This is a genomic window from Pseudomonas sp. S1(2024) (assembly GCF_046557535.1).
Genome location: NZ_JBKGFP010000064.1, coordinates 1 through 23763, shown reverse-complemented (window position 1 = coordinate 23763; position 23763 = coordinate 1). Strand labels below are relative to the sequence as shown.

At 64.0% G+C, this 23763-nt stretch carries 19 protein-coding genes and 1 pseudogene; 10 read left to right on the top strand and 10 right to left on the bottom strand.

All coding sequences use genetic code 11. The features are described from left to right. Nucleotides 1-4: 4 nt before the first annotated feature. Nucleotides 5-3454, bottom strand: coding sequence for a transcription-repair coupling factor (gene mfd / locus ACLCGK_RS17635; RefSeq protein WP_410952563.1), 3450 nt, complete (start codon nt 3452-3454; stop codon nt 5-7). 167 nt (nt 3455-3621) lie between these two features. Here mfd and ACLCGK_RS17630 point away from each other — a divergent pair, with 167 nt between their 5' ends. The 3 genes from ACLCGK_RS17630 (at nt 3622) to sthA (ending at nt 7893) form a co-directional block, all read left to right on the top strand. Further along, nucleotides 3622-5085, top strand: coding sequence for a glyceraldehyde-3-phosphate dehydrogenase (locus tag ACLCGK_RS17630; protein WP_031324543.1), 1464 nt, complete (start codon nt 3622-3624; stop codon nt 5083-5085). A 212-nt stretch (nt 5086-5297) separates the two neighbouring features. Then, nucleotides 5298-6296 (top strand): FAD:protein FMN transferase, encoded by a 999-nt coding sequence (locus ACLCGK_RS17625; RefSeq protein ID WP_410952562.1) that lies wholly within the window; start codon nt 5298-5300, stop codon nt 6294-6296. A gap of 202 nt (nt 6297-6498) precedes the next feature. After that, on the top strand, nt 6499-7893 hold the full coding sequence (gene sthA, locus ACLCGK_RS17620) for a Si-specific NAD(P)(+) transhydrogenase (protein WP_013971726.1): 1395 nt from the start codon (nt 6499-6501) through the stop codon (nt 7891-7893). Between the two features lie 42 nt (nt 7894-7935). Here sthA and ACLCGK_RS17615 read toward each other — a convergent pair whose 3' ends face one another. Together ACLCGK_RS17615 and ACLCGK_RS17610 are read right to left on the bottom strand one after the other, a co-directional pair. After that, complete coding sequence (locus tag ACLCGK_RS17615; protein ID WP_013971727.1) at nt 7936-8658, bottom strand: glycerophosphodiester phosphodiesterase; 723 nt, start codon at nt 8656-8658, stop codon at nt 7936-7938. Nucleotides 8659-8689: 31 nt separating this feature from the next. Continuing rightward, entirely contained in the window at nt 8690-9274 is a 585-nt protein-coding gene (locus ACLCGK_RS17610; protein WP_410952561.1) for a PilZ domain-containing protein, read from the bottom strand. A 93-nt stretch (nt 9275-9367) separates the two neighbouring features. On the opposite strand from ACLCGK_RS17610, the gene ACLCGK_RS17605 reads away from it, so the two are divergent. The 3 genes from ACLCGK_RS17605 (at nt 9368) to ACLCGK_RS17595 (ending at nt 12612) form a co-directional block, all read left to right on the top strand. After that, nucleotides 9368-10618, top strand: coding sequence for a lipoprotein-releasing ABC transporter permease subunit (locus tag ACLCGK_RS17605; protein WP_015269543.1), 1251 nt, complete (start codon nt 9368-9370; stop codon nt 10616-10618). Nucleotides 10619-10625: 7 nt separating this feature from the next. Then, complete coding sequence (lolD, locus tag ACLCGK_RS17600) at nt 10626-11309, top strand: lipoprotein-releasing ABC transporter ATP-binding protein LolD (RefSeq protein WP_169774647.1); 684 nt, start codon at nt 10626-10628, stop codon at nt 11307-11309. Nucleotides 11310-11370: 61 nt separating this feature from the next. Continuing rightward, the gene (locus tag ACLCGK_RS17595; RefSeq protein ID WP_015269544.1) at nt 11371-12612 is read left to right on the top strand and encodes a lipoprotein-releasing ABC transporter permease subunit; all 1242 of its coding nucleotides are present in this window, start codon (nt 11371-11373) and stop codon (nt 12610-12612) included. Nucleotides 12613-12830: 218 nt separating this feature from the next. On the opposite strand, the gene ACLCGK_RS17590 is transcribed toward ACLCGK_RS17595, so the two are convergent. Together ACLCGK_RS17590 and cinR are read right to left on the bottom strand one after the other, a co-directional pair. Next, nucleotides 12831-14183 (bottom strand): heavy metal sensor histidine kinase, encoded by a 1353-nt coding sequence (locus ACLCGK_RS17590; protein ID WP_367245539.1) that lies wholly within the window; start codon nt 14181-14183, stop codon nt 12831-12833. After that, nucleotides 14180-14860 (bottom strand): two-component system response regulator CinR, encoded by a 681-nt coding sequence (cinR, locus tag ACLCGK_RS17585; protein ID WP_015269546.1) that lies wholly within the window; start codon nt 14858-14860, stop codon nt 14180-14182. Before cinR ends, ACLCGK_RS17590 begins: the two co-directional genes overlap by 4 nt. Nucleotides 14861-15124: 264 nt before the next feature. Here cinR and queF point away from each other — a divergent pair. Beyond that, a pseudogene (gene queF, locus ACLCGK_RS17580) lies at nt 15125-15946 on the top strand (NADPH-dependent 7-cyano-7-deazaguanine reductase QueF); the annotation flags it as partial. A gap of 129 nt (nt 15947-16075) precedes the next feature. Here queF and ACLCGK_RS17575 read toward each other — a convergent pair. After that, nucleotides 16076-16339 carry a DUF4404 family protein gene (locus ACLCGK_RS17575; protein ID WP_015269548.1) on the bottom strand — a complete coding sequence of 88 codons (264 nt, stop codon included), beginning with the start codon at nt 16337-16339 and terminating at the stop codon, nt 16076-16078. Nucleotides 16340-16461: 122 nt separating this feature from the next. Then, a complete protein-coding gene (locus tag ACLCGK_RS17570; protein WP_039614142.1) occupies nt 16462-17025 on the bottom strand; it encodes a phosphonoacetaldehyde phosphohydrolase-related protein in 564 nt (187 codons plus the stop codon). Nucleotides 17026-17225: 200 nt separating this feature from the next. On the opposite strand from ACLCGK_RS17570, the gene ACLCGK_RS17565 reads away from it, so the two are divergent. Beyond that, nucleotides 17226-17933: a VacJ family lipoprotein gene (locus ACLCGK_RS17565; protein ID WP_015269550.1), complete on the top strand. Its 708-nt coding sequence runs from the start codon at nt 17226-17228 to the stop codon at nt 17931-17933. A 164-nt stretch (nt 17934-18097) separates the two neighbouring features. Here ACLCGK_RS17565 and ACLCGK_RS17560 read toward each other — a convergent pair whose 3' ends face one another. Continuing rightward, entirely contained in the window at nt 18098-18397 is a 300-nt protein-coding gene (locus ACLCGK_RS17560) for a PilZ domain-containing protein (protein WP_013971739.1), read from the bottom strand. A 281-nt stretch (nt 18398-18678) separates the two neighbouring features. Between ACLCGK_RS17560 and rssB the strand changes: the two genes are divergently transcribed. Together rssB and rssC are read left to right on the top strand one after the other, a co-directional pair. Beyond that, the gene (gene rssB, locus ACLCGK_RS17555) at nt 18679-19863 is read left to right on the top strand and encodes a two-component system response regulator RssB (protein ID WP_015269551.1); all 1185 of its coding nucleotides are present in this window, start codon (nt 18679-18681) and stop codon (nt 19861-19863) included. Further along, complete coding sequence (gene rssC, locus ACLCGK_RS17550) at nt 19860-20342, top strand: anti-sigma factor antagonist RssC (RefSeq protein WP_013971741.1); 483 nt, start codon at nt 19860-19862, stop codon at nt 20340-20342. The genes rssB and rssC overlap by 4 nt, the downstream gene beginning before the upstream one ends. A gap of 139 nt (nt 20343-20481) precedes the next feature. Here the strand turns inward: rssC and ACLCGK_RS17545 are convergent, their stop codons facing one another. Both ACLCGK_RS17545 and tal read right to left on the bottom strand, forming a co-directional pair. After that, nucleotides 20482-22314 carry an alkaline phosphatase D family protein gene (locus tag ACLCGK_RS17545; protein WP_410952560.1) on the bottom strand — a complete coding sequence of 611 codons (1833 nt, stop codon included), beginning with the start codon at nt 22312-22314 and terminating at the stop codon, nt 20482-20484. A gap of 240 nt (nt 22315-22554) precedes the next feature. After that, nucleotides 22555-23481: a transaldolase gene (gene tal / locus ACLCGK_RS17540; protein WP_100413496.1), complete on the bottom strand. Its 927-nt coding sequence runs from the start codon at nt 23479-23481 to the stop codon at nt 22555-22557. Nucleotides 23482-23763 lie beyond the last annotated feature (282 nt).

Here is a 23763-nt window from a genome sequence, read left to right as displayed (position 1 = left end):
TTCCTTAGGCAGGCTGTGGGGTCAGGCGCTCGAACAGCGCCTCCAGGGTATTGAAACGTTCGTCGGGGCGCTCCATGGGCACCAGGAAACGGAACTGGGTGGCGCCTTCGAACTTGTAGCGTTTGGGCTGGCCCTGGATCAGCTTGATCAGGGTCAGCGGGTCGACCGGGGTCTCGGCCTCGAACTCGATCTTGCCGCCGTTGGGGCCGGCGTCGACTTTCTTGATGCCGAGCTTTTCCGCGTGCAGCTTGAGCGAGGTCAGGCGCATCAGGTTCTTGGTCGGCTCGGGCAGCAGGCCGAAGCGGTCGATCATTTCCACCTGCAGGTCCTTGAGGCCTTCTTCATCGGCAGCCGAGGCAATGCGCTTGTACAGGATCAGCCGTGCATGCACGTCGGGCAGGTAGTCCTCGGGGATCAGTGCCGGCAGGCGCAGGTTGATTTCCGGGCCACCGCCCAGCGGCTGCTCAAGGTTGGGCTGGGTACCCTTGCGGATCGCCTTGACCGCGCGTTCGAGCATTTCCATGTACAAGGTAAAGCCCACCGCCTGGATCTGCCCGCTCTGGCCTTCGCCCAGCAGCTCGCCGGCTCCGCGAATCTCCAGGTCGTTGGTGGCCAGCACGAAGCCGGCACCGAGGTCCTGGGTGTTGGCGATCGCCTCCAGGCGTTTTTCGGCGTCGGCGCTGACTTTCTGCCGGGTTGGCGTCAGCAGGTAGGCGTAGGCCTGGTGGTGGCTTCGGCCAACACGGCCGCGCAGCTGGTGCAGCTGGGCCAGGCCGAACTTGTCGGCGCGCTCGATGACGATCGTGTTGGCGCTGGGCACGTCGATGCCGGTTTCGATGATGGTCGAGGCCACCAGCACGTTGAAGCGCTTGTGGTAGAAATCGCTCATCACCTGTTCCAGCTCGCGCTCGCGCATCTGCCCGTGGCCGATACCGATGCGCGCCTCGGGCACCAGTTCGGCAAGCTCGGCGGCGCATTTCTCGATGGTTTTCACATCGTTGTGCAGGTAGTACACCTGGCCACCACGCAGCAGCTCACGCAGCAGCGCCTCCTTGACCGTGCTCTTGTTCTGCTCCATGACGAAGGTGCGTACCGACAGGCGGCGCGCCGGTGGCGTGGCGATGATCGACAGGTCGCGCATGCCCGCCACCGCCATGTTCAGCGTACGCGGGATCGGCGTGGCGGTGAGGGTGAGGATGTCCACTTCGCTGCGCAGGGCCTTGAGCTGTTCCTTCTGGCGCACGCCAAAGCGGTGCTCTTCGTCGATGATGGCCAGGCCCAGGTCCTTGAAGCGTACATCGTCCTGCAGCAGCTTGTGGGTGCCGATGAGGATGTCGATCTTGCCTTCGGCCAGATCGGCGGCGGCGTTGGCCACCTCCTTGGCCGACTTGAAGCGGCTCATCACCTCCACGGTCACCGGCCAGTCGGCAAAGCGGTCGCGGAAGCTGTTGTAGTGCTGCTGGGCGAGTAGGGTGGTGGGCACCAGCACGGCCACCTGGCGGCCGCTGTGTACGGCGATGAACGCTGCGCGCATGGCCACTTCGGTCTTGCCGAAGCCGACGTCGCCGCACACCAGGCGGTCCATCGGCTTGGGCGCCAGCATGTCGGCACGCACGGCTTCGATGGCAGCCTGCTGATCCGGGGTTTCCTCGAACGGGAAGCCGGCGCTGAAGGTGGCGTAGTCGGCGGACGGGTCAGCAAATGCATAGCCTTTGCGCGCGGCGCGGCGGGCATAGATATCGAGCAGTTCGGCGGCGACGTCGCGCACTTGTTCGGCGGCCTTGCGCTTGGCCTTCTGCCAGGCCTCCGAGCCCAGCCGGTGCAGCGGTGCCAGGGCATCGTCGCTCCCGGTGTAGCGAGCGATCAGGTGCAGGTTGGCCACCGGCACGTACAGCTTGGCGCCCTCGGCGTATTCCAGGGTGAGGAATTCGGCGGCCTGGCCGTCGATTTCCAGGGTGGCCAGGCCCAGGTAGCGGCCCACGCCATGGTCGATGTGCACCACCGGCGCGCCTTCGCGCAGCTCGGTCAGGTTCTTGATCACCGCGTCGTTGGCGGTTTCGCCGCGCTTGTCGCGGCGCCGGCGCTGCATGACCCGCTGGCCGAACAGCGGGCTTTCGGCGATCAGGGCCAGGCCTGGGTCGTCCAGCAGCAGGCCTTCGTCCAGTGGGGCGATGGTGATTGCCAGGCGTTCGCTGCCGGTGATGAAGTCGGCCCAGCCGTCGACGGTATGCGGGCGCAGTTTCAGCCGCTCGAGCAGCTCCAGCAGCACTTCGCGGCGGCCCGCCGATTCGGCGGTGAACAACACCCGGCCGGGGAACTGGTCGAGGAAGTTGGCCAGTTCGGCCAGGGGCTGGTTGGCCTTGGCCTCGATTGCCAGGTTGGGCAGGGGGCGTGCCGGGAAGCGCTCGCGACCCACACCCGGGTTGAGGTCTTCGGTGCTGACCACTACCCGTGGCCATTGCTTGAGCCGGGCAAAGCAGTCTTCCACCGGCAGGAACAGCTCGGCCGGCGGCAGCAGCGGCCGGCTCAGGTCGCCACGGCGGTCTTCATAACGCCCGCGCACGTCGTTCCAGAAGTGTTCGGCGGCCTGTTCCACGCCGGGCAGCGAGAACACCTGGGTGTCGGCTGGCAGGTAGTCGAACAGGGTCGAGGTTTCTTCGAAGAACAACGGCAGGTAGTACTCGATGCCGGCGGGGATGATGCCGCTGGCCAGGTCCTGGAAGATCGCGCTGCGGCGGAAGTCGACATCGAAGCGCTCGCGGAAGCGCGCCTTGAAGCGGGTCACTTCCTCTTTCTGCATCGGGAACTCGCGCGCCGGCAGCAGGCGCACCGAATCCACCTTGTCGATCGAGCGCTGGGTCTCGGGGTCGAAGGTGCGCAGCGTCTCGATCTCGTCATCGAACAGGTCGATACGGTAGGGCAGCTTGCTGCCCATCGGGAACAGGTCGATCAACGCGCCGCGCACGGCGAACTCGCCATGCTCGTAGACGGTGTCGACGCAGCGATAGCCACTGGCCTCCAGGCGCAGGCGCATCTGCTCCACGTCGATGGTCTGGCCCACGTCCAGCACCAGGCTGCTGCCCAGCAGGAAGCGGGTCGGCGCCAGGCGGTGCAGGGCGGTGGTGACCGGCACCACCAGGATGCCGTGGCTCAGCTCGGGCAGGCGGTAGAGGCTGGCGATGCGCTGGGAAATGATGTCCTGGTGCGGCGAGAACAGGTCGTAGGGCAGGGTTTCCCAATCAGGGAACGGCAGCACCGGCAGGTCCGGGGCAAAGAAGCGAAGTTCCTGTTCCAGACGATCGGCAGCCTGGCTGTCGGCAGTCAGCAGCAAAGTGAAGCGGCCCGCGCTGCTGGCGGCCTCGGCGATGGCCAGGCTGAGGGCGGCACCGGGTAGATTGCCCCAGGTTTGTTTGCCGGCCGTGGCCGACATTTGCGGTAGGCGCAGAACTGACACGGGAGATTGCACTCCAAGCGTTGCGGCAAAGAGATCGATTGTACCGGTGACGGTGCCGGCTGTCAGGTTCGAAAGGGCATGAACGCTGGCTTGCGTGGCCGCGACAGGCACTCATTGCCCGCAACGCGTTGGGGCGTCATAATGTAGCCCCTTTTTTCTGTCCCTACATGTGGAAGGTTCCCGTGACTCAGAAGCCCGACCAGTGTCTTGGTGAGTGGATCGATCGTGAAGCCCTGGCTGAAGCGATGATCCCGCTTATCGGTCAGCTCTACCGCAACAACAACGTGGTGAGCTCGATTTATGGCCGTAGCCTGATCAACCGTTCGGTTATCTCGATCCTCAAGGCGCACCGCTTTGCGCGTCATCGTCAAGCCGACGAAACCGAACTGTCCGTCCACGAGACATTCCCCCTGCTCAAGGCCATGAGCGAGCTGAAACTGGGCGCCGCTTCGGTCGACCTGGGCAAGCTGGCCAACAAGTTCAAGCAGGAAGGCAATGGCCGCACTGCCGAGCAGTTCGTCCGTGAAGAACTGGCCGAGGTGGTTGGTCAGCAGAACGCTTCGGCGCGCAAAGGCACCGACGTTGTCCTGTACGGCTTCGGCCGCATCGGCCGCCTGCTGGCGCGCATCCTGATCGAGAAGACCGGTGGCGGCGACGGCCTGCGCCTGCGCGCCATCGTCGTGCGCAAGGGCGCCGAGAACGACCTGGTCAAGCGTGCCAGCCTGCTGCGCCGTGACTCGGTGCACGGCCCGTTCGATGGCACCATCACCATCGACGAAGCCAACAACACCATCACCGCCAACGGCAACCTGATCCAGGTTATCTACGCCAAGAGCCCGAGCGAAGTCGACTACACCCAGTACGGCATCGAAAACGCGCTGATCGTCGACAACACCGGCGTATGGCGTGATGCCGACGGCCTGGGTCAGCACCTGGCCTGCCCGGGCGCTGCCCGCGTGATCCTCACCGCACCTGGCAAGGGCGCGCTGAAGAACATCGTGCACGGCATCAACCACGGTGACATCGCTGCCGATGACAAGATCATCTCGGCCGCTTCCTGCACCACCAACGCCATCGTGCCGGTGCTCAAGGCCATCAACGACCAGTACGGCATCGTCAACGGCCACGTCGAAACCGTTCACTCGTTCACCAACGACCAGAACCTGATCGACAACTTCCACAAGGGCAGCCGCCGCGGCCGCGCCGCGCCGCTGAACATGGTCATCACCGAAACCGGCGCCGCCACTGCTGCCGCCAAGGCACTGCCAGTGCTGAAGGGCAAGCTGACCGGCAACGCCATTCGCGTACCGACGCCGAACGTTTCGATGGCCATCCTCAACCTGAACCTCGAGAAGGCCACCAGCCGCGACGAGATCAACGAGTACCTGCGCCAGACCGCCATGCACTCGGAACTGCACAAGCAGATCGATTACGTCAGCTCGCAGGAAGTGGTTTCGACCGACTTCGTCGGTTCGCGCCACGCCGGTGTGGTTGACGCCGAGGCGACCATCTGCAATGACAACCGCGTTGTTCTGTACGTCTGGTACGACAACGAATTCGGTTACAGCTGCCAGGTGGTTCGTGTGATGGAAGAGATGGCCGGTGTGAACCCGCCAGCGTTTCCGCACTGATACGCTTGTAAGGCAATGAAAAAACGGGAACCTTCGGGTTCCCGTTTTTTTTTCGCCTGATTAACTGATCGGGCATTTACTGTGCCTGTACTGGCCCTTTCGCGGGCACGCCCGCTCCCACAGGGATATCACAGGGCTGGAGGGCAGTGGGGTACCTGTGGGAGCGGGCGTGCCCGCGAAAGGGCCAGTACAGACATTCGAGATCTCGATAATTGCGCGCATTTCTTTGTTTCTTGCTCATGCTGCTCACCGCCTGCAACCAGGGCCCCACCCTGGAGCGCCTGGGCGGCCCGACCATGGGCAGCAGCTACAGCATCCAGTACGTGCGCGAACCCGGCGGCCCGGCGCCGGTTCAGGTGCAGGCGGCAGTGGAAACCATTCTGCACGACATCGACCAGCACTACTCGACCTACCGCGGCGACTCCACCATCAGCCGTTTCAACCAGTTGCCCGCCAACCAGTGCCTGGTGCTGCCGGCCGACATGCTCGAACTGGTCAGCCTTGGTCAGCACCTGGCCGAGCAGAGCGGCGGCGCCTTCGACCTTACCGTCGAACCCTTGCTCGACCTGTGGGGCTTCGGCCCCCAGGCCCGTCACGAACAGGTGCCCGACCCGTCGGCCCTGGCCCAGGTGCGCCAGCGCGTGGGCTACCGGCACTTGCACATCGACGGCCAGGCCCTGTGCAAGGACGCCCCGGTGCAGCTCGACTTCAACAGCATCGCCGCCGGGCATGCCGTCGACCTGATCGCCGCGCGCCTGCAGGCCATGGGCGTGGCCAACTTTGTCGCCGAAGCCACCGGCGAGCTCAAGGCCACCGGCCGCAAACCGGATGGCAGCCCCTGGCGCATCGCCCTGGAGCTACCCCGCGAAGATCGCCAGATAGCCCGCCAGATCATCCCGGTCAATGGCCTTTCGGTATCGACCTCGGGTGACTATCGGCACTATTTCGAGGAGAATGGCCGGCGCTATTCGCACACCTTCGATGCCCGCCTCGGGCGCCCGGTGCAGCACGACCTGGCCGCAGTCACCGTGCTCGATGCCTCGGCGCTGCAGGCCGACGGCTATTCGACGCTGCTGTTGATCCTGGGCCCGGAACGTGGCTGGGATTTTGCCGTGGCGCATGGCCTTGCCGCGGTATTGGTGACTCGGGCCGAGGGTGGCTTCGTCTCCCGAGCTACGCCCGCATTCGAACGGGCAGTGAAAGGCGAGTGAAAGCACAAGCAGGGATGATCGCCGCCAGGGAATGGTTCACACATGTAGTGCGGGCGAAATTGGCCTACGACGCGACCAAGGGTTAATGTGCGCGGCGTTCACGCTTGATTAGACTGCACCCGAATTTTCTCATGGCGCCCCGGCGGCATGATCGCGCCCCGCGAGCGACCGTAGCTTGCGGGCCAGTTCTGAAGGAGTACGCATGGCTGTCTACAACTACGACGTAGTGGTGCTGGGTTCCGGCCCGGCCGGAGAAGGTGCGGCAATGAACGCCGCCAAAGCAGGGCGCAAGGTGGCGATGGTCGATAGCCGTCGCCAGGTCGGGGGCAACTGCACCCACCTGGGCACCATCCCGTCCAAGGCACTGCGTCACTCGGTGCGGCAGATCATGCAGTTCAACACCAACCCGATGTTCCGTGCCATCGGTGAGCCGCGCTGGTTCTCGTTCCCCGACGTGCTGAAAAGCGCCGAGAAGGTCATCGCCAAGCAGGTAGCGTCGCGCACCGGCTACTACGCACGTAACCGCGTGGATGTGTTCTTCGGCACCGGCAGCTTCGCCGACGAGCAGACCGTCGAAGTGGTCTGCCCGAACGGTGTGGTGGAAAAGCTCAACGCCAAGCACATCATCATCGCCACCGGCTCGCGCCCGTACCGCCCGGCCGATATCGACTTCCACCACCCGCGCGTCTACGACAGCGACACCATCCTCAGCCTCAGCCACACCCCACGCAAGCTGATCGTGTACGGAGCCGGCGTGATCGGTTGCGAATACGCCTCGATCTTCAGCGGCCTGGGTGTATTGGTAGAGCTGGTAGACAACCGTGGCCAGTTGCTGAGCTTCCTCGACTCGGAAATTTCCCAGGCGCTGAGCTACCACTTCAGCAACAACAACATCACCGTGCGCCACAACGAAGAGTATGAGCGCGTCGAAGGCCTGGACAACGGGGTGATCCTGCACCTGAAGTCGGGCAAGAAGATCAAGGCCGACGCCTTGCTGTGGTGCAACGGCCGCACCGGCAACACTGACAAGCTGGGCCTGGAAAACATCGGCATCAAGGTCAACAGCCGCGGCCAGATCGAGGTCGACGAGGCCTACCGCACCAGCGTGCCGAACATCTACGGTGCCGGCGACGTGATCGGCTGGCCAAGCCTGGCCAGCGCTGCCCATGACCAGGGCCGTTCGGCAGCTGGCAGCATCGTGGACAATGGCAGTTGGCGCTTCGTCAATGATGTGCCGACCGGTATCTATACCATTCCGGAGATCAGCTCGATCGGCAAGAACGAGCAGGAACTGACCCAGGCCAAGGTGCCGTACGAAGTGGGCAAAGCCTTCTTCAAGAGCATGGCTCGTGCACAGATCGCCGGCGAGCCGCAAGGCATGCTGAAGATCCTGTTCCACCGCGAAACACTGGAGGTGCTGGGCGTACACTGCTTCGGCTACCAGGCTTCGGAAATCGTCCATATCGGCCAGGCCGTGATGAACCAGCCGGGCGAGCTGAACAACCTGAAGTATTTCGTCAACACCACATTCAACTACCCGACCATGGCCGAAGCCTATCGGGTAGCTGCCTACGATGGCCTGAACCGGCTTTTTTGAGTGGCTCCGACCGGTGGCCTGAGCCGGTCGGAGAGACCGATTTCAACCCTGCCCGAGGGTGGTCCTGGCCAAACCGGGAAAGTCTGTAATCAGGCTGTCCACACCGAAGTCAGCGAGCCGGCGCATCAGTGCCGGTTCGTTGACCGTCCACACCGACACGTGCAAACCCTGGGCCTGGGCTTTCAGCAGGCGCTCGGGGGTGCACAGCGTCCAGTTCAATGCCAGCAGGTTGCAGCCGTAGTTCTGTGCCACCTTCAATGGGTCGAGCCAGGCGTATTCGGCTACCAGCCCGCGTTTGACGTCCGGCACCAGCTCCAGGGCGGCACCCAGCACTTCGCGTGAGCTGGAGGTAATGGTCACCTTGTCCAGCAGGCCGTACTGCTGGGCCAGTTCGCGGATCGCCAGCACGGTGGTCGCGGCGCGGGTACGCGAGGCGCTTTTCACTTCCAGCTGCCAATGCTCGAACGGGCACTTCTGGAACAGTTCTTCCAGCCTCGGAATCGGGCAGGGCTGGACATGGCCCGGGCCGCCTTTGCGGGCATCTATCTTGACCAGGTCTGCGGCCGGGTGCTCGACCACCTTGCCGCGTTTGCCGGTGGTGCGCTTGAGGGTCGGGTCGTGGATCACCATCAGCTCGTTGTCGGCCGACAGGTGCAGGTCCAGCTCGCAGCGGGTCACGCCATGGGCGAGGCATTGCTGGAAGCTCTTCAGGGTATTCTCGGGCGCTTCGCCCTTGGCGCCGCGGTGGCCGTAGATCAGGGTCACGTTCGTTCCTTCAAATCAGAGAAAAATGGGCTCAGGAGGCGGGGTCGTTCTGTTCCAGCTGCTGGCGCCGTTGCTGCTGCTGGCGTTGCAGGATGTAGCGGGCCAGCAATTGCCGTTGGGCGTCGGTCATGTCGGTGAATTCGGTGCCGACCTCGAAGCCGCCCTCCGGGCGCGGGTCGCAATGGGTGACCTTGCCGCGCAGCAGCAGGCCGTGGGCGCGCGGCATCAGCACCATCTTCACCTTCACCCGGGTGCCGGGGGCAACCGCTGAGGCTTGTGCGAACTCGATGCCGCCTTCGGAAATGACCACCGGCTGGGGCTGGCCAACTTCGCCGAGCAGGGTCTGGGCAACTACTGCGCTAAGCAGGTCGAGACGTTTGTTCTGCGCGCGCAGGAAAGCGGCGAGGGTGCGGTCCTTCTCACTCAGCTGGCGCAGCAGGTGCTGCGACTCGAAGTCGGACAGGTGCAGCTCGCTGAGCAGGTTGAACAGAGGCGAATCATCTTGCAACACATCTGGGTCAAGGGCTTCGGCCGCGCTGAGGGGGCTGATTTGAAGTGCGATCCGATCTTCGATGCGGTAGTATTCGCGGCGATCTTCTTCGTCTAATGTCGTCATGGCGAACCCAAGGTAGCGGCGGTGTTCCGAGTGTAAAGCCGCCGTAGGCGCCTCGCCACAAGGACGTTCCCTTTCATCCGAACAAGCCCCGACATGTTCAGACCTCTTTTCGCATTCATCGGCACGCGTTATACCCGTGCCAAACGTCGCAATCACTTCGTCTCGTTCATTTCCCTGACCTCGATGATCGGCCTCGCCCTGGGCGTGGTGGTGATGATCGTGGTGCTCTCGGTCATGAACGGTTTCGACCACGAGATGCGTACCCGCGTGTTGGGCATGATCCCCCATGCCACGCTGGAGAGCGGCCAGCCCATTGCCGACTGGCCGGCCCTTGCCCAACAAGTAAAGCAGAATCCGCAGGTGGTGGCGGTTGCGCCCTTCACCCAGATGCAGGGCCTGCTGACCCACGAAGGCAAGGTGCAGAAGGTGCTGCTCAACGGCATCGACCCGGCCCGCGAGCGCGAAGTGTCGATCATCGACAAGTTCGTCCTGCAAGGCCGCCTGGACCAGCTGGCGCCGGGCGAGTGGGGCATCATGATCGGCGACAAGGCCGCGGCCAAGCTGGGCGTGGGCATCGGCGACAAGCTCACCTTCGTCGCCCCCGAGGTCAGTGTGACCCCGGCCGGCATGTTCCCGCGCATGAAGCGCTTCACCGTGGTCGGTACCTTCCACGTGGGCGCGGGCGAAATCGACGGCTACCTGGGCCTGACCAACATCAGCGACCTGTCCCGGCTGCACCGCTGGAAGCCTGACCAGGTCCAGGGCCTGCGCCTGAAGTTCGACGACCTGTTCCAGGCGCCGCGGGTGGCCTGGGACATCGCCCAGCGCCTGGGTGACCAGGAGTTCTACAGCCGTGACTGGACCCGCACCCACGGCAACCTGTACCAGGCGATCCGTATGGAAAAGGCCATGATCGGCCTGCTGTTGCTGCTGATCGTGGCGGTGGCGGCGTTCAACATCATTTCCACCCTGGTGATGGTGGTCAACGACAAGCGTGGCGACATCGCCATCCTGCGTACCTTGGGCGCCACGCCTGGGCAGATCATGCTCATCTTCATGGTCCAGGGCACGGTGATCGGGGTGATCGGTACCCTGATCGGCGCCGTGGTCGGGATCGTCGCCGCGCTGAACGTCAGTGCGGTGATCGCCGGCATCGAGAAACTGATCGGGCACAAGTTCCTCAACGCCGACGTGTACTTCATCGATTACCTGCCGTCGCAGATCCAGGCCCAGGACGTATACATGGTCTGTGGTGCGGCGCTGGTCCTGAGTTTCTTCGCCACCCTGTACCCGGCCTGGCGTGCGGCCCGCACCCAGCCTGCAGAGGCGCTACGTTATGAGTGAGTCGCGCATGAGTGATAAAGCCGTTCTGAGTTGCCGCAACCTGGGCAAGTCCTACGACGAGGGCCCGGAGTCGGTGCAGGTGCTGTCCGGGCTCAACCTCGAGCTGCACGCCGGTGAGCGGGTAGCCATCGTGGGTAGCTCCGGCTCGGGCAAGAGTACCTTGCTCAACCTGTTGGGCGGCCTCGACCGGCCGACCCAGGGCAGCGTCTGGCTGGCCGGCGAGGAGCTGTCGGCACTGGGCGAGCGTGCCCGTGGCCTGTTGCGCAACCGCGAGCTGGGCTTTGTCTACCAGTTCCACCACTTGCTGCCGGAATTCACGGCCATCGAAAACGTGTGCATGCCGTTGCTGATCGGCCGCACGCCGATCCCCGAGGCCCGTGAGCGTGCCGAGGCGCTACTCAAGCGTGTTGGCCTGGCCCACCGCTTCAACCACAAGCCGGCCGAGTTGTCCGGTGGTGAGCGCCAGCGGGTGGCGATTGCCCGGGCACTGGTCAACCGCCCCGGCCTGGTAATGCTCGACGAGCCGACCGGCAACCTCGACCACCACACCGCCCAGGGCATCCAGGAGTTGATGCAGGAGCTGTCCAGTGCGTCGCGCACGGCGTTCCTGGTGGTCACCCACGACCTCAACCTGGCGCGCCAGATGGACCGTGTATTGAAGCTCGACGACGGCCACCTGGTGGCTATCTGATCGACTGCACGGGGTGGCCGGTGCCGCCCCGTTTTCCTGTTTTCATTGGGTGTTTTCGTACATGTTCAGACCCTTGCCCATCTTCATCGGCGCGCGCTATACCCGAGCCAAGCGCCGCAACCACTTCATCTCGTTCATCTCGATGACCTCGATGATCGGCCTGTCGCTGGGCGTGCTGGCGATGATCGTGGTGCTGTCGGTGATGAACGGTTTCCAGCGCGAAATGAGTTCGCGCATCCTCGGCCTGGTGCCGCATGCCGCCATCCTCGGCGTGCAGCCGCTGGACGACTGGCACAAGGTCGCCGACGCGGCCATGCGCGACCCGGCGGTGATGGCGGCAGCGCCGATTACCGAAATGGAAGGCATGCTGTCGTACAAGGGCGCGATGCAGCCGATCCAGGTCGGCGGTATCGACCCGGCCGAAGAGGGCAAGGTCTCGATCGTCGGCCAGCATATCGTCCAGGGCCGCCTGCAGGACCTGCAGCCGGGAGAATTCGGCGTGGTCATCGGTGAGCTGACTGCGCGGCGCTTCCGCCTGAATACCGGCGACAAACTGACCCTGATCGTGCCGGAAATCAGCAAGGAGCCGGGCGGCATCACCCCGCGCATGCAGCGCCTGACCGTGGTCGGTATCTTCAAGGTCGGCGCCGAGCTGGACGGCTCGCAGGCTTACATCCATGTGGACGATGCCGGCGCCATGCAGCGCTGGGCGCCGGGCCAGGTGCAGGGCGTGCGCCTGAAGCTGCACGACCTGTATGCCGCACCGCAGGTGTCCAAGGCCATCGCTGCCGGGCTGGGTGATGCCTACCGTGCCGATGACTGGTCGCATACCCAGGGCAGCCTGTTCAGCGCCATGAAGATGGAAAAGACCATGATCGGCCTGCTGTTGCTGATGATCATTGCGGTGGCAGCGTTCAACATCATCGCCACCCTGGTGATGGTGGTGAACGACAAGGGGCCGGACATCGCTATCTTGCGCACCCTGGGCGCCACGCCCGCGCAGATCATGGGCACGTTCATGGTCCAGGGCAGCCTGATCGGTATTGTCGGGACGCTGATCGGTGGCGTGCTTGGGGTGGTTGCGGCGTTCAACGTCAGCCAGATCGTCGGTTGGCTGGAGCGGGTGAGCGGGCAGCACATCTTTACTTCGGATGTGTACTTCGTCAGCAGCTTGCCGTCGCAGTTGCAGTGGGGCGATGTGGCGATCATCTGCACTGCCGGGTTGGTGATGAGCTTCCTGGCGACCATTTACCCGGCTTATCGGGCATCGCAGGTGCAGCCGGCGATTGGTCTGGCAGTTTGAGTGACTGTTGAGGGCCTCATCGCCGGCAAGCCAGCTCCCACCCCGACCGCATCGGCCTCAAGCCCTGCGCAGTCCCTGTAGGAGCCTGGCTTGCCAGCGATGAGGCCAGTACAGGCAGTACAAGACGGTCGCCCCCACAGGATTGCATCAAGCTCAAGACCTGCGCTGTACCTGTGGGAGCTGGCTTGCCGGCGATGGGCTGCAAAGCAGCCCCGATGTCACTGGTCTTCAGTGAAATCGATCACGAATCGCGTCCACCCGTCCGCACACTCCGCCCTGATGCGCCCACCATGGGCCTGCACGATCGACCGGGTAATCGCCAACCCCAACCCGGCATGCTCGCTACTGCCTTCCCGCCGCGCCGGGTCCACCCGGTAGAAGCGGTCGAACAACCGCGGTAGCGCCGCCGGCTCGATAGCCGCCCCGGTATTGGCCACGCCAATCCTCGGCCCTGGCCCCAATGTCACCTGTATCAGCCCTCCCGCCGGGGTAAAGCGCAAGGCATTGTCCAGCAAGTTGGACAGCGCCCGGCGCAGCATATGCCGGTCGCCCTGTAGCAGCGCCTCACCCTCGCGTAGCATCTGCACGCCGCTGTCCTCTGCCAGCGGCGCGTAGTACTCCAGCAGCGCATCCACCTCCTCATGCAGCACCAGCGGTGCTTGCCCCGGCACCAGCAGGCCATGGTCGGCCTTGGCCAGGAACAGCATGTCGTTGATCATCTGCGCCATCCATTGCAGTTCCTCGAGGTTGCCGTGCAGGGCTTCGCGGTACTCTTCGAGGCTGCGCGGGCGGGTGAGGGTGACCTGGGTGTGGGTCAGCAGGTTGGACAGCGGGGTGCGCAGCTCGTGGGCGATGTCGGCAGAGAATGCCGACAGGCGCTGGAAGGCATCGTCCAGGCGCTGCAGCATGGCGTTCATGGCCGTCGCCAGTTCGGCCAGCTCTTCGGGCATCTGTGCCACCGGCAGGCGGGTGGTGAGCGAGCGCGCCGATACGCTGGCAGCCACCTGGCCCATCTGCCGCAATGGGCGCAACCCGCGGCGTGCAGCCCAGGCACCGAGCAGCGCAGTGGCCAGCGCCGAAAGGCCCACCGTCAGCCAGATCAGCCGTTGCATGCCCTGCAGGAAATGCTGGTGATGAGTGATGTCGAGGTACAGGGTCAGTTGTGGCGACTGCGGGGCGCCTTGCGCCAGGTGCACGGCCAGGCTGCGGTAGTCGGTGCCTTGCGCATGCAGGGTTGCCAGCCCGTCGGGCAGCGGTGTCCGGGGCAGGCCTGTGCGGCTTTCGAACCAGGTGGCGCCGTCGCTGCCGTTGATGCGCAGGGCCAGGTCGGCCTGGTGGCCCAGTTCATCGCGCAAGGCGGGCAGGCGCGCCTGCAGCTCGGCCGGGGTGGTGATGCCGGCCAACTGGGTGCGGAACAGCGACAGGCGCGAGTCCAGCAGTTGCTGGTCCAGTTCGACGAAGTGCTGCTCGCTGGCCCGGCTGAATATCAGGCCCGCGCCGAGCGAGACAGCAGCGGTGCATGCGGCGAACAGCAGGGCCAGGCGGCTGCCGAGGGAGACCCGACGCATCACTCCGCGCGCTCTTCGAGTACATAGCCCATGCCGCGCACGGTATGGATCAGCTTGTTGGGGTGCGGGTCGTCGATCTTCAGGCGCAGGCGGCGGATCGCCACTTCGATCACATTGGTATCGCTGTCGAAATTCATGTCCCACACCTGCGAGGCGATCAGCGATTTGGGCAGCACCTCGCCCTGGCGGCGCAGCAGCAGTTCAAGCAGGGCGAACTCCTTGGCAGTCAGGTCGATGCGCTGGCCGGCGCGCTCGGCGCGGCGGCGGATCAGGTCCAGGCGCAGGTCGGCCAGCCCCAGGGTGGTGTCCTGGCTGGGGCTGGTGCCCCGGCGCAGCAGGCTGCGCACCCGCGCCAGCAGTTCGGAGAAGGCAAACGGCTTGACCAGGTAATCATCGGCGCCCAGCTCCAGGCCGTGCACCCGGTCCTCCACGGCATCGCGGGCGGTGAGAAACAGCACCGGGGTGTCCAGGCCGGCCTGGCGCACGGCCTGGAGGATCTGCCAACCGTCACGGCCGGGCAGCATCACGTCGAGAATCAGCAGGTCGTGGTCGCCGGTCAGGGCAAGGAACTGGCCGGTCTCGCCGTCAGTGGCCAGTTCGGTGGCGAAGCCGGCCTCGTTCAGGCCCTGGCTCAGGTACTGGCCGGTACGGGCCTGGTCTTCGACGATCAGCAGTTTCATTAAGCGGCAGGACTCCAGATGGCAGCGTGGGAACCTGTGGCAGCGGGCGTGCCCGCGAAGCATGCAACGCGCTGTATGGCACCGGCTTCGCCGGTGTTCGCGGGCAAGCCCGCTCCTACAGGGACCGGGTGATGCTGAGATGATACGTGACGATGCACCGGCTTGCCCCAAACTGACGAAGATGTAATCCCGCTGACTTGCGCTCCAAGGCAGGGTGCAAAACCGGTAGACTAAGGGCAATTTCGAACCTTCAGGTCAGTTTCCATGCATCCCGCTGCCGAACATTCCCCGCTGGGCAAATCCAGCGAATACATTGCCACCTATTCCCCGGAGCTGCTGTTCCCGATCCCGCGTACCGCCAAGTGGGCCGAGCTGGGCGTTACTGCCCAGACCTTGCCGTGGCAGGGTGTGGATTACTGGAACTGCTTCGAGCTGAGCTGGCTGCTGCCATCGGGCAAGCCGGTGGTGGCGATCGGCGAGTTCGCCATCCCCGCCGACTCGCCGAACATCATCGAGTCCAAGTCGTTCAAGCTGTATCTGAACTCGTTGAACCAGACGGTGTTCGCCTCGCTTGGCGAGCTGCAGGCGTGCCTGGAGAAAGACCTGTCCGCCGCCGCCGGCAAGCCGGTGGGCGTGAAAGTGCGCACCCTGGCCGAGGTCGAGGCCCAAGGCGTGGTGGCGTTGCCGGGGCAGTGCATCGATGCGCTGGACGTTGCCATCAGCAACTACGAACAGCCACAGCCAGAGCTGCTGCGCTGCAACCCGGAGCAACAGGTGGAAGAAACCCTGCACAGTCACCTGCTGAAGTCCAACTGCCCGGTCACCGGCCAGCCGGACTGGGGCAGCGTGGTGGTTGAGTACAAGGGCAGGGCGCTGGACCATGCCAGCCTGCTGACCTACCTGATCAGCTTCCGCCAGCATGCCGACTTCCACGAGCAGTGTGTGGAGCGGATCTACCTGGACTTGAAGAACCTGCTGCAGCCGGAGCATTTGACGGTGTATGCGCGCTATGTGCGCCGAGGTGGGCTGGATATCAACCCTTACCGCAGCACGGGGGCGATCAGCCCGGACAACAAGCGCCTGGTTTGGGAGGAAGAGTGGGGTTTGTTTTGTGCCCCATCGCTGAAAACCCAGCTCCCACAAGGGTCGGTGTGTCGCCGACCCTGTGGGAGCTGGCTTCCCGGCGATGGGGTGTGCAAAGCACCCCCGGCTATGTCAGATCCCCATGCTGTGCAGCGAGTTGGCAATGCTGCGCAGGGTGGCGGTGAGGTCGGGGTGGTCGGCCTCGAAGCGTTCGATCGCCAGGTTCACGCCGTCCACCAGATTATGGTCTGGCGTGGCTTCCTCAAGCTTCAGTTGCGCCTCGATCTGGCGCGCTTCTTCGTGCAGCGCGGCCAGTTCCTCGTCCGAAAGCGGCACGTTGCGGTCCAGTTGCTCGCGCAAGCTGTTCAGGCGCTCTTGCAATTCGCGGGCAGGCATTGGCAGTTCTCCATCAATGGCTTGGCAAGCCATGGACCTCAGCGAAGCGGCAAAGGTTCTGGCCTGTCTTCAGCGTAATCCACCTGCCGTTGCTTTGCATGATCCGCGTCAACGGTGCTGTATCAGGGTTTTTCGCCTTTGCGCCGGCGCTGGGCAATGTCCTGCAGACAGGTCTCCAGCGCTTCCAGGTGGTCGATCACCGAGTGCACGCCCAGGCTGAACAGTTCCAGCGTCGCCTTGCCACGGGCCAGGTCCTGCTCCTGCGGGGTCAAGGCTTGCCATTGCCGCGAGCTGCGGTCGCAGAACGGGCTGCAGGCAGCCAGCCCCACCGTCCACAGCCCCGCATTCAGACCAGATTGCAGCAGGCGTGGGTCGCCGCTGACCAGCACGCAGCCGTCCAGGCGTTCGCTGTCCAGCGTCATCAGGGCCTGCCAGCAGGCGTTCGGCGCCGGCCAGCGCACGCCGTTCACCGAATGCCCCGGCAGCCAGGCGGGCAGTACGTGCGCCAGGCGCTTGCTTTGGGGGGCGTCGAGGTCGTCCAGCCAGATGCACGGCACCTGGCGCTGGCGCAGGCTGGCGAGGGTGGCCAGCGCGCCGGGGGCGGGCGAGGGGGTGCCGTTGGCGGCTTGCACCAGGCAGCCGCGCAAGCCGAACAGCACAGCGGTGAAGGCGGGTGCATTGTCCATGGCAACTTCCCTCAAATAGTCCGCAGGCTATTCGGCGATTGTTACCGCCCTGTGACAACCGGCACCGCGCAACAGTTGTTCACAAAATATTGAGCAGCGATGTGTAAAGCTGTTTATCAGCCCACAAGCCTCTATACTGCCGCCGTACAGCAGCGCACCCGTTTGCGCTTGCGGCCGAGAAATTCGATGGAGAAACACCTATGCGTAGGATCGGTGCCAGTGTGATCGAACGAGTCACCCAGGCCTGTGTCTGCGCCAGCATGCTGCTGGCGCCCGTGGCAGCCACCCAGGCAGCCACCGAGGAAGATCCCTGGGAAGCGGTCAACCGCCCGATCTTCCGTTTCAACGATACCCTCGACACCTATGCCCTCAAGCCATTGGCCAAGGGCTACCAGGCGGTCACCCCGCAGTTCCTCGAGGATGGCATCCACAACATCTTCCGCAACCTGGGTGACGTGACCAACCTGGCCAACGACCTGCTGCAGTTCAAGCCCCATGCGGCGGGCGTGGACACTGCGCGGCTGATCGTCAACACCACCTTCGGCCTGGGCGGCTTCTTCGACGTGGGTACCAAGATGGGCCTGCAGCGCAACGACGAGGACTTCGGCCAGACCCTCGGCTACTGGGGCGTGCCGAGCGGCCCGTACGTGGTCATCCCGCTGCTGGGCCCGAGCACCGTGCGTGACGGCGTGGCCAAATACCCGGATACCTACACCAAACCCTACCGCTACATCGACCATGTGCCGACGCGCAATTCGATCTTTGCCCTCGACATCATCGACACCCGCGCCGACCTGCTGTCGGCAGAGAAGCTGATCCAGGGTGACAAGTACATCTTCATTCGCAACGCCTACCTGCAGAACCGCGAGTTCAAGGTCAAGGATGGCGAGGTCGAAGACGACTTCTGATCCTGCACGTGCTTGGTCCTGTGCAGTCCCCGTGTAGGAGCGGCATTGTGTCGCGATAGGGCCGCAAAGCGGCCCCGGCAACTCATGCGGCGAAGCTGAATCCGGGGGCTGCCGCGCAGCACATCGCGACACAAGGCCGCTCCTACAGGGGGCCAGCAGGGCCATCAATGCATCGCCACAATCCGCAACCCGAACTTCTGCTGCCCGCCCGGCTGGTCGGCAATCCACACCACTTCCGTGCTGGCGTGCAGCCCTTTCAGCGCCGGATGCTCGGACTCGATCCGTACCTCGATATGGTCCCCCACCTGGAAGCGCTGCGGTGCCTGCACCTGCATGCCGCCGCTGGACAGGTCAAGGCACACTGCCGCGATTACCTGGCCTTCGTGCAGAAGGCTGACCTCGGTGTCGATGCGCATGCGGATGAAATCGCGTTTCTCGCCGTGGCTGGAGGGCGTGTGGGGCATGCTGCATCCTTCCTATCGGGTTGCGCTGGTCGACTTTCTTATAACTCTCGGTGATTTGCCCTGTAAAGTGCGCCGGGGTCGACCCTTGCATGCTTGAAACGCCTGCCGGATGGGAGTACCGTCTGCGCCTTACAAGGTAGCTCTCGCAGTTGCCAGACAGTTGCCGGGCAGGTGTTCTTGTCCTACAACTCAAGTAGAGTGTGACCATAAAGAATTCCCGTAGCTGGCCGTCTGCCTTGCCGACACCGCTGCACCAACCTAAATCGGCGCCGTTCGCCCACATGCAGAAAACCAGTGCAACGCTGCTGATCATCGATGACGACGACGTGGTCCGTGCAAGCCTCGCCGCCTATCTTGAAGACAGTGGCTTCAGCGTCCTCCAGGCCGGCAATGGCCAGCAGGGGCTTCAGGTCTTCGAAGAACACCAGCCCGACCTCGTGATCTGCGATCTGCGCATGCCGCAGATGGGCGGCCTCGAACTGATCCGCCAGGTCAGCGAGCGCGCCCCGCAGTTGCCGGTGATCGTGGTGTCCGGTGCCGGCGTCATGAGTGATGCGGTGGAAGCGTTGCGCCTGGGCGCTGCCGACTACCTGATCAAGCCGCTGGAAGACCTGGCCGTGCTCGAGCATTCGGTGCGCCGCGCCCTGGACCGCTCGCGTCTGGTGCTGGAAAACCAGCGCTACCGCGACAAGCTCGAAGCCGCTAATCGCGAACTGGAAGCCAGCCTGCACCTGCTGCAGGAGGACCAGACCGCCGGTCGCCAGGTGCAGATGAACATGCTGCCGGAAAGCCCTTGGGTGGCCGGCGAGTTCGCCTTCGAGCACCAAATCATCCCGTCGCTGTACCTGTCGGGTGATTTTGCCGATTACTTCCGGGTGGACGAACGGCGCATCGCTTTCTATCTCGCCGACGTCTCCGGGCATGGCGCATCGTCAGCGTTCGTCACCGTGCTGCTGAAGTTCATGACCACACGGCTGTTGTTCGAATTCAAGCGCGGCAGCAAAATGCGCGAGTTCAAACCCTCGCAGGTGCTCAGCCACATCAACCGCGGGCTGATCAACTGCAAGCTGGGCAAGCACGTGACCATGGTTGGCGGGGTGATCGATGAAGACACCGGCCTGCTGACCTACGCCGTTGGCGGCCATCTGCCGCTGCCGGTGCTGCACACCCCCGAGCACACCCGCTACCTGGAAGGCCGCGGCCTGCCGGTGGGGCTGTTCGACGAGGCTACCTACCAGGACCTGGTAGTGGAGCTGCCGCCGCAGTTCAGCCTCAGCCTGATGTCCGATGGCATTCTGGACCTTTTGCCGGGTGACACGCTCAAAGATAAAGAAACCGCCCTGCCGGAAATCGTCAGGGCAGCAGGTGGCAGCCTGGATGGGCTGCGTCAACGATTCGGATTGGCTACGCTTGGGGAGATGCCGGATGATATCGCCCTATTGGTGTTGAGCAGGAACCTTCAATGAGTACCGGTAGAATCCAGTTCGCCGAGCAGAGCGGCACCTTCGTCCTGAAATTCGTCGGTGAAGTGCGCCTGACCCTGTGTTCGGCGCTGGATGCGACGATCGAGAAGATTTTCACCGCATTGAACTTCTCGGCGATTGTCATCGACCTGACCGAAACCGAGAGCATCGACAGTACCACCCTGGGCCTGCTGGCCAAGTTGTCGATCCTGTCGCGCCAGAAGGTGGGCCTGTTGCCGACCGTGGTCACCACCAACCCGGACATTTCCCGGTTGTTGCAGTCGATGGGCTTCGACCAGGTGTTCAACATCGTCGATCGGCCGATCCCGTGTCCGGAATGCCTGACCGACCTGCCATCCCAAGACCAGAATGAAGATGTGGTGCGCTCCAAGGTGCTGGAGGCGCACAAGATCCTCATGGGCCTGAACGACTCCAACCGCGAAGCCTTCCATGACCTGGTCAATGCGCTGGAGCGGACCTGATCTTCAGCCTGTACCGGCCTCTTCGCGGGTAAACTCGCTCCCACAGGTTATGCACCAGTCTTGAGTCATGCACTCTACCTGTAGGAGCGGTTTACCCGCGAAGAGGCCGGCAAGGCCAACACAAGCATTGCCTGCCTGATCATCCTCGCCGCGCAAACTCGGTAGCCTCACCCCCACCCGCATCCAGCTGATACACCCGCGCCGGCCGCCCCTGTTCATCGAAGAACACCTGCCCCAACCCCGCACCATTCCACAACCGCTCGCCAGCCTTGCTATGGCTGGGCGTACGCGGCACCACCTCCATTTCCCGTCGCTTGGTAAACCAGTTGAGCGGCGAGCGTGGCGCATACAGCCAGCGGTTGAGCCGGTCGAGCACATCCAGCAGGCGCCGCGGGAATTCGTTCTTGATCCCGCTGCTGGTCACCTGCCACAAGTGCGGGCTGCGCTGGCGGTGGCGGATCAGCACTTCATAGACGAACGAGTAATGCACATCGCCGGACAGCACCACGTAGTGCCCCGGCGTGCGCGAGTGGCGGAAGATGTTGAGGATGACCTGCGCTGCGCCGCGGTGGGCCATCCAGTTCTCGGCATCCACCAGCAGCGGGTAGCCCAGCCAGCTGAACAGCTTCTGCACCGTCTCGATCAGCTTCACGCCAAAAATCGGCGCAGGTGACACGATGATCGCCGACGGGTGGCCCAGCAGTGCTTGCTGCAACTCGCTCAGCGCCTCCCAGTCGAGCAGCCCGGACGGCTTGGCCAGGCTGCTTTCGCTACGCCAGCGGCGGGTGCGGGTGTCCAGCACCAGCAAGGGTGGGTTGGTGGGCAGGCTGAACTGCCAGCCCTGGAAGCGCAGCAGTGCGCCGATCAGCTCATCCTGGGTCTGGCTGTTCAACGCCTGGCATTGCCCGACCAGTGGCTTGCAACCCTGCGGGTCGTTACCCCAGGCCTGGCACAGCAGGTAGCCGAGCAGGGCATTGCCGATGATCCGCCGCGAGAAGGGGTGGCCGTAGGCGGTTTCTTCCCATAGCGCCGATAGGTTCCAGTCGTCGGTGATGTCGTGGTCGTCGAAGATCATCAGGCACGGCAGGTGGGCCATCACCCGCGCTACCTGGCCGAGGTTGTCGGCAAACGCCTGGATCAGCGGCAGCTCCTGGCGGTAACGTGCCTGGCGCGGTGCGGTGAGCCCGCCGGGCATGTCCAGGTTCACCAGCTGCCAGGGCACCGGTGACCACACCAGCAGGTACATGGCCATCACCTCGGCGAAGGTCACCAGGTGGTTGTCGGCGTTGCTGGACGAGAATATCGGCTTGCGCTTGCCGCCGAAAAAGCGCTCGCGCAGGGTTTCGTTGCGTTCCTGCGCTGGCAACAGGTCGGCGCGATGATAATAGCAGGCCGGGTGCTGGTACAGCGCCTGGCTGTCGGGCACCACCGCGCCCTCCAGTTGCTCGTCGAACAGGCCCAGGCGCGCAATCAGGCTGTGGATGGCGCGCAGCATCGGGCCGGCGACGTCGTCGGCATAGACCTGGTCGCCGGTCATCAGCAGCACGGCGGGGCGTTCCGCGGGGCTTTCGCAGGCCTCCAGCAGGCGGTCGGCGCAGAGTAGGCCATCGGCGGCCGGAAAATGCGGCTTGCGGCAGGAACCGTGCAGCAGGTGGTCGAGCCGATCACGCAGTACCAGGCTTGGGCGCCGGGCGCCGGGGTAGAGCAGGTGCGGCGCCCAGCCTGCGATGCCCTGGCCGTTGATGAGCAGGTCATAGTCGAGCAGCTGGTTGCAGGGCAGCGGCTGGGCGAAGTGGATGTCCAGCAGATGGATGAAGGCGTGCTGGCCCACCGCGACCACCTGGCAATCGACTTGGGCCTCGCCTGCCGGGAAGATGAATTCGGCTTGCAGCGGTTGCGTGGCGACCAGCCAGATGGCCAGGCGCTGGGGTTCCAGGCGGCGCAGTACCGGGCCGGCGAGTACGAGGGGCAATGGGGTAGAGGGGAGGTCATCAACAGTTCTGGGGGCTAATGCGGCCCATCCCCGGCAAGCCAGCTCCCACAGATACAGCGCTGATCTCGAAGGCTGTGCAGTAACTGTGGGAGCTGGCTTGCCGGCGATAGGTCCATTGAATTCAACAAACTGCTAAAGCCCGGCACTTGATGGGGGCCAGACGAAAAACGGGCGGAAAATGCTGAACACTTCCCGCCCGTCAGGCAATCCCGAAATGTATCAGGCCTTTTCAGCCATCAACTTCTCCAGCTTCTCCTGGTCCCGCGCGAACTGGCGAATGCCCTCGGCCAGTTTTTCGGTACCCATGGCATCTTCGTTCATCGCCCAGCGGAACTGGCTTTCGTTCAGCTGTTGCTTGGGCTCGCCGGCATTGCCCGGCTTAAGCACCTGTGGCAGGTCGCCCTGGTCATCGCTGAGTTGCTGCAGCAGTTCCGGGCTGATGGTCAGGCGGTCGCAGCCGGCCAGCTGTTCGATCTGGCCGATATTGCGGAAGCTGGCGCCCATCACCACGGTGCCGTAGCCGTTGGCCTTATAGTAGTTGTAGATGCGAGTGACCGACTGCACGCCCGGATCTTCGGCGCCCACGTATTCCTGGCCGGTGCTCTTCTTGTACCAGTCGTAGATACGGCCCACGAACGGCGAAATCAGGAACACCCCGGCATCGGCGCAGGCCTGGGCCTGGGCGAAGGAGAACAGCAGGGTGAGGTTGGTCTGGATACCTTCCTTCTCCAGCTTCTCGGCGGCGCGAATGCCTTCCCAGGTGGAGGCCAGCTTGATCAGCACACGGTCGCGGCCAACGCCGGCGGCTTCGTACAGATCGATCAGCTTGCGCGCCTTGGCCAGCAGCGCGGGTTCATCGAACGACAGGCGGGCATCGACCTCGGTGGAGATACGACCCGGGATGACCTTGAGGATGCCCGAACCCACGGCCACCGCGAACTTGTCGCAGGCCAGGTCGACATTACCCTTGGCATCGGCCTTCACCTGCTTGAGCAGCTCGGCGTAACCTGGGATGGCCGCAGCCTTGAGCAGCAGCGACGGGTTGGTGGTGGCATCGACCGGTTTCAGGCGGGTGATGGCGTCCAGGTCCCCGGTGTCGGCGACCACGGTGGTGAACTGCTTGAGTTGTTCCAGCTTGGAGGTCATGGGCGTGCTCTGTCCTGTGCAATGACTCGACATTACCCGAGCCCCGACGGCCACTCAAGGGCTCGCGAAGCGCGGTGCGAAAGGTGAGGATTCGAGTCGCAAGCGGCCCCTAGGTTCCGCATGCACAAAAACGGCGATCACCCAGCCCTTGGGTTGCGCTGTCATGAAGAGGACTAGGTTCGTAAGCGCGACGCGGCTTCTGTGGGAGCGGGCGTGCCCGCGAAGAATCCAACACGGTGCATGGCACCGGCTGCGCCTTTGTTTGCAGGGAAGAGCGATCCC

Coding starts and splice junctions, on each gene's coding strand:
- ACLCGK_RS17630 (WP_031324543.1), top strand. CDS start 3,622: ATGTGGAAGGTTCCCGTGACTCAGAAGCCCGACCAGTGTCTTGGTGAG.
- ACLCGK_RS17570 (WP_039614142.1), bottom strand. CDS start 17,025: ATGGACAATGCACCCGCCTTCACCGCTGTGCTGTTCGGCTTGCGCGGC.
- ACLCGK_RS17560 (WP_013971739.1), bottom strand. CDS start 18,397: ATGCCCCACACGCCCTCCAGCCACGGCGAGAAACGCGATTTCATCCGC.
- ACLCGK_RS17595 (WP_015269544.1), top strand. CDS start 11,371: ATGTTCAGACCCTTGCCCATCTTCATCGGCGCGCGCTATACCCGAGCC.
- cinR (WP_015269546.1), bottom strand. CDS start 14,860: ATGAAACTGCTGATCGTCGAAGACCAGGCCCGTACCGGCCAGTACCTG.
- tal (WP_100413496.1), bottom strand. CDS start 23,481: ATGACCTCCAAGCTGGAACAACTCAAGCAGTTCACCACCGTGGTCGCC.
- ACLCGK_RS17575 (WP_015269548.1), bottom strand. CDS start 16,339: ATGCCTGCCCGCGAATTGCAAGAGCGCCTGAACAGCTTGCGCGAGCAA.
- ACLCGK_RS17565 (WP_015269550.1), top strand. CDS start 17,226: ATGCGTAGGATCGGTGCCAGTGTGATCGAACGAGTCACCCAGGCCTGT.
- rssC (WP_013971741.1), top strand. CDS start 19,860: ATGAGTACCGGTAGAATCCAGTTCGCCGAGCAGAGCGGCACCTTCGTC.
- ACLCGK_RS17610 (WP_410952561.1), bottom strand. CDS start 9,274: ATGACGACATTAGACGAAGAAGATCGCCGCGAATACTACCGCATCGAA.
- ACLCGK_RS17605 (WP_015269543.1), top strand. CDS start 9,368: ATGTTCAGACCTCTTTTCGCATTCATCGGCACGCGTTATACCCGTGCC.
- sthA (WP_013971726.1), top strand. CDS start 6,499: ATGGCTGTCTACAACTACGACGTAGTGGTGCTGGGTTCCGGCCCGGCC.
- rssB (WP_015269551.1), top strand. CDS start 18,679: ATGCAGAAAACCAGTGCAACGCTGCTGATCATCGATGACGACGACGTG.
- lolD (WP_169774647.1), top strand. CDS start 10,626: ATGAGTGATAAAGCCGTTCTGAGTTGCCGCAACCTGGGCAAGTCCTAC.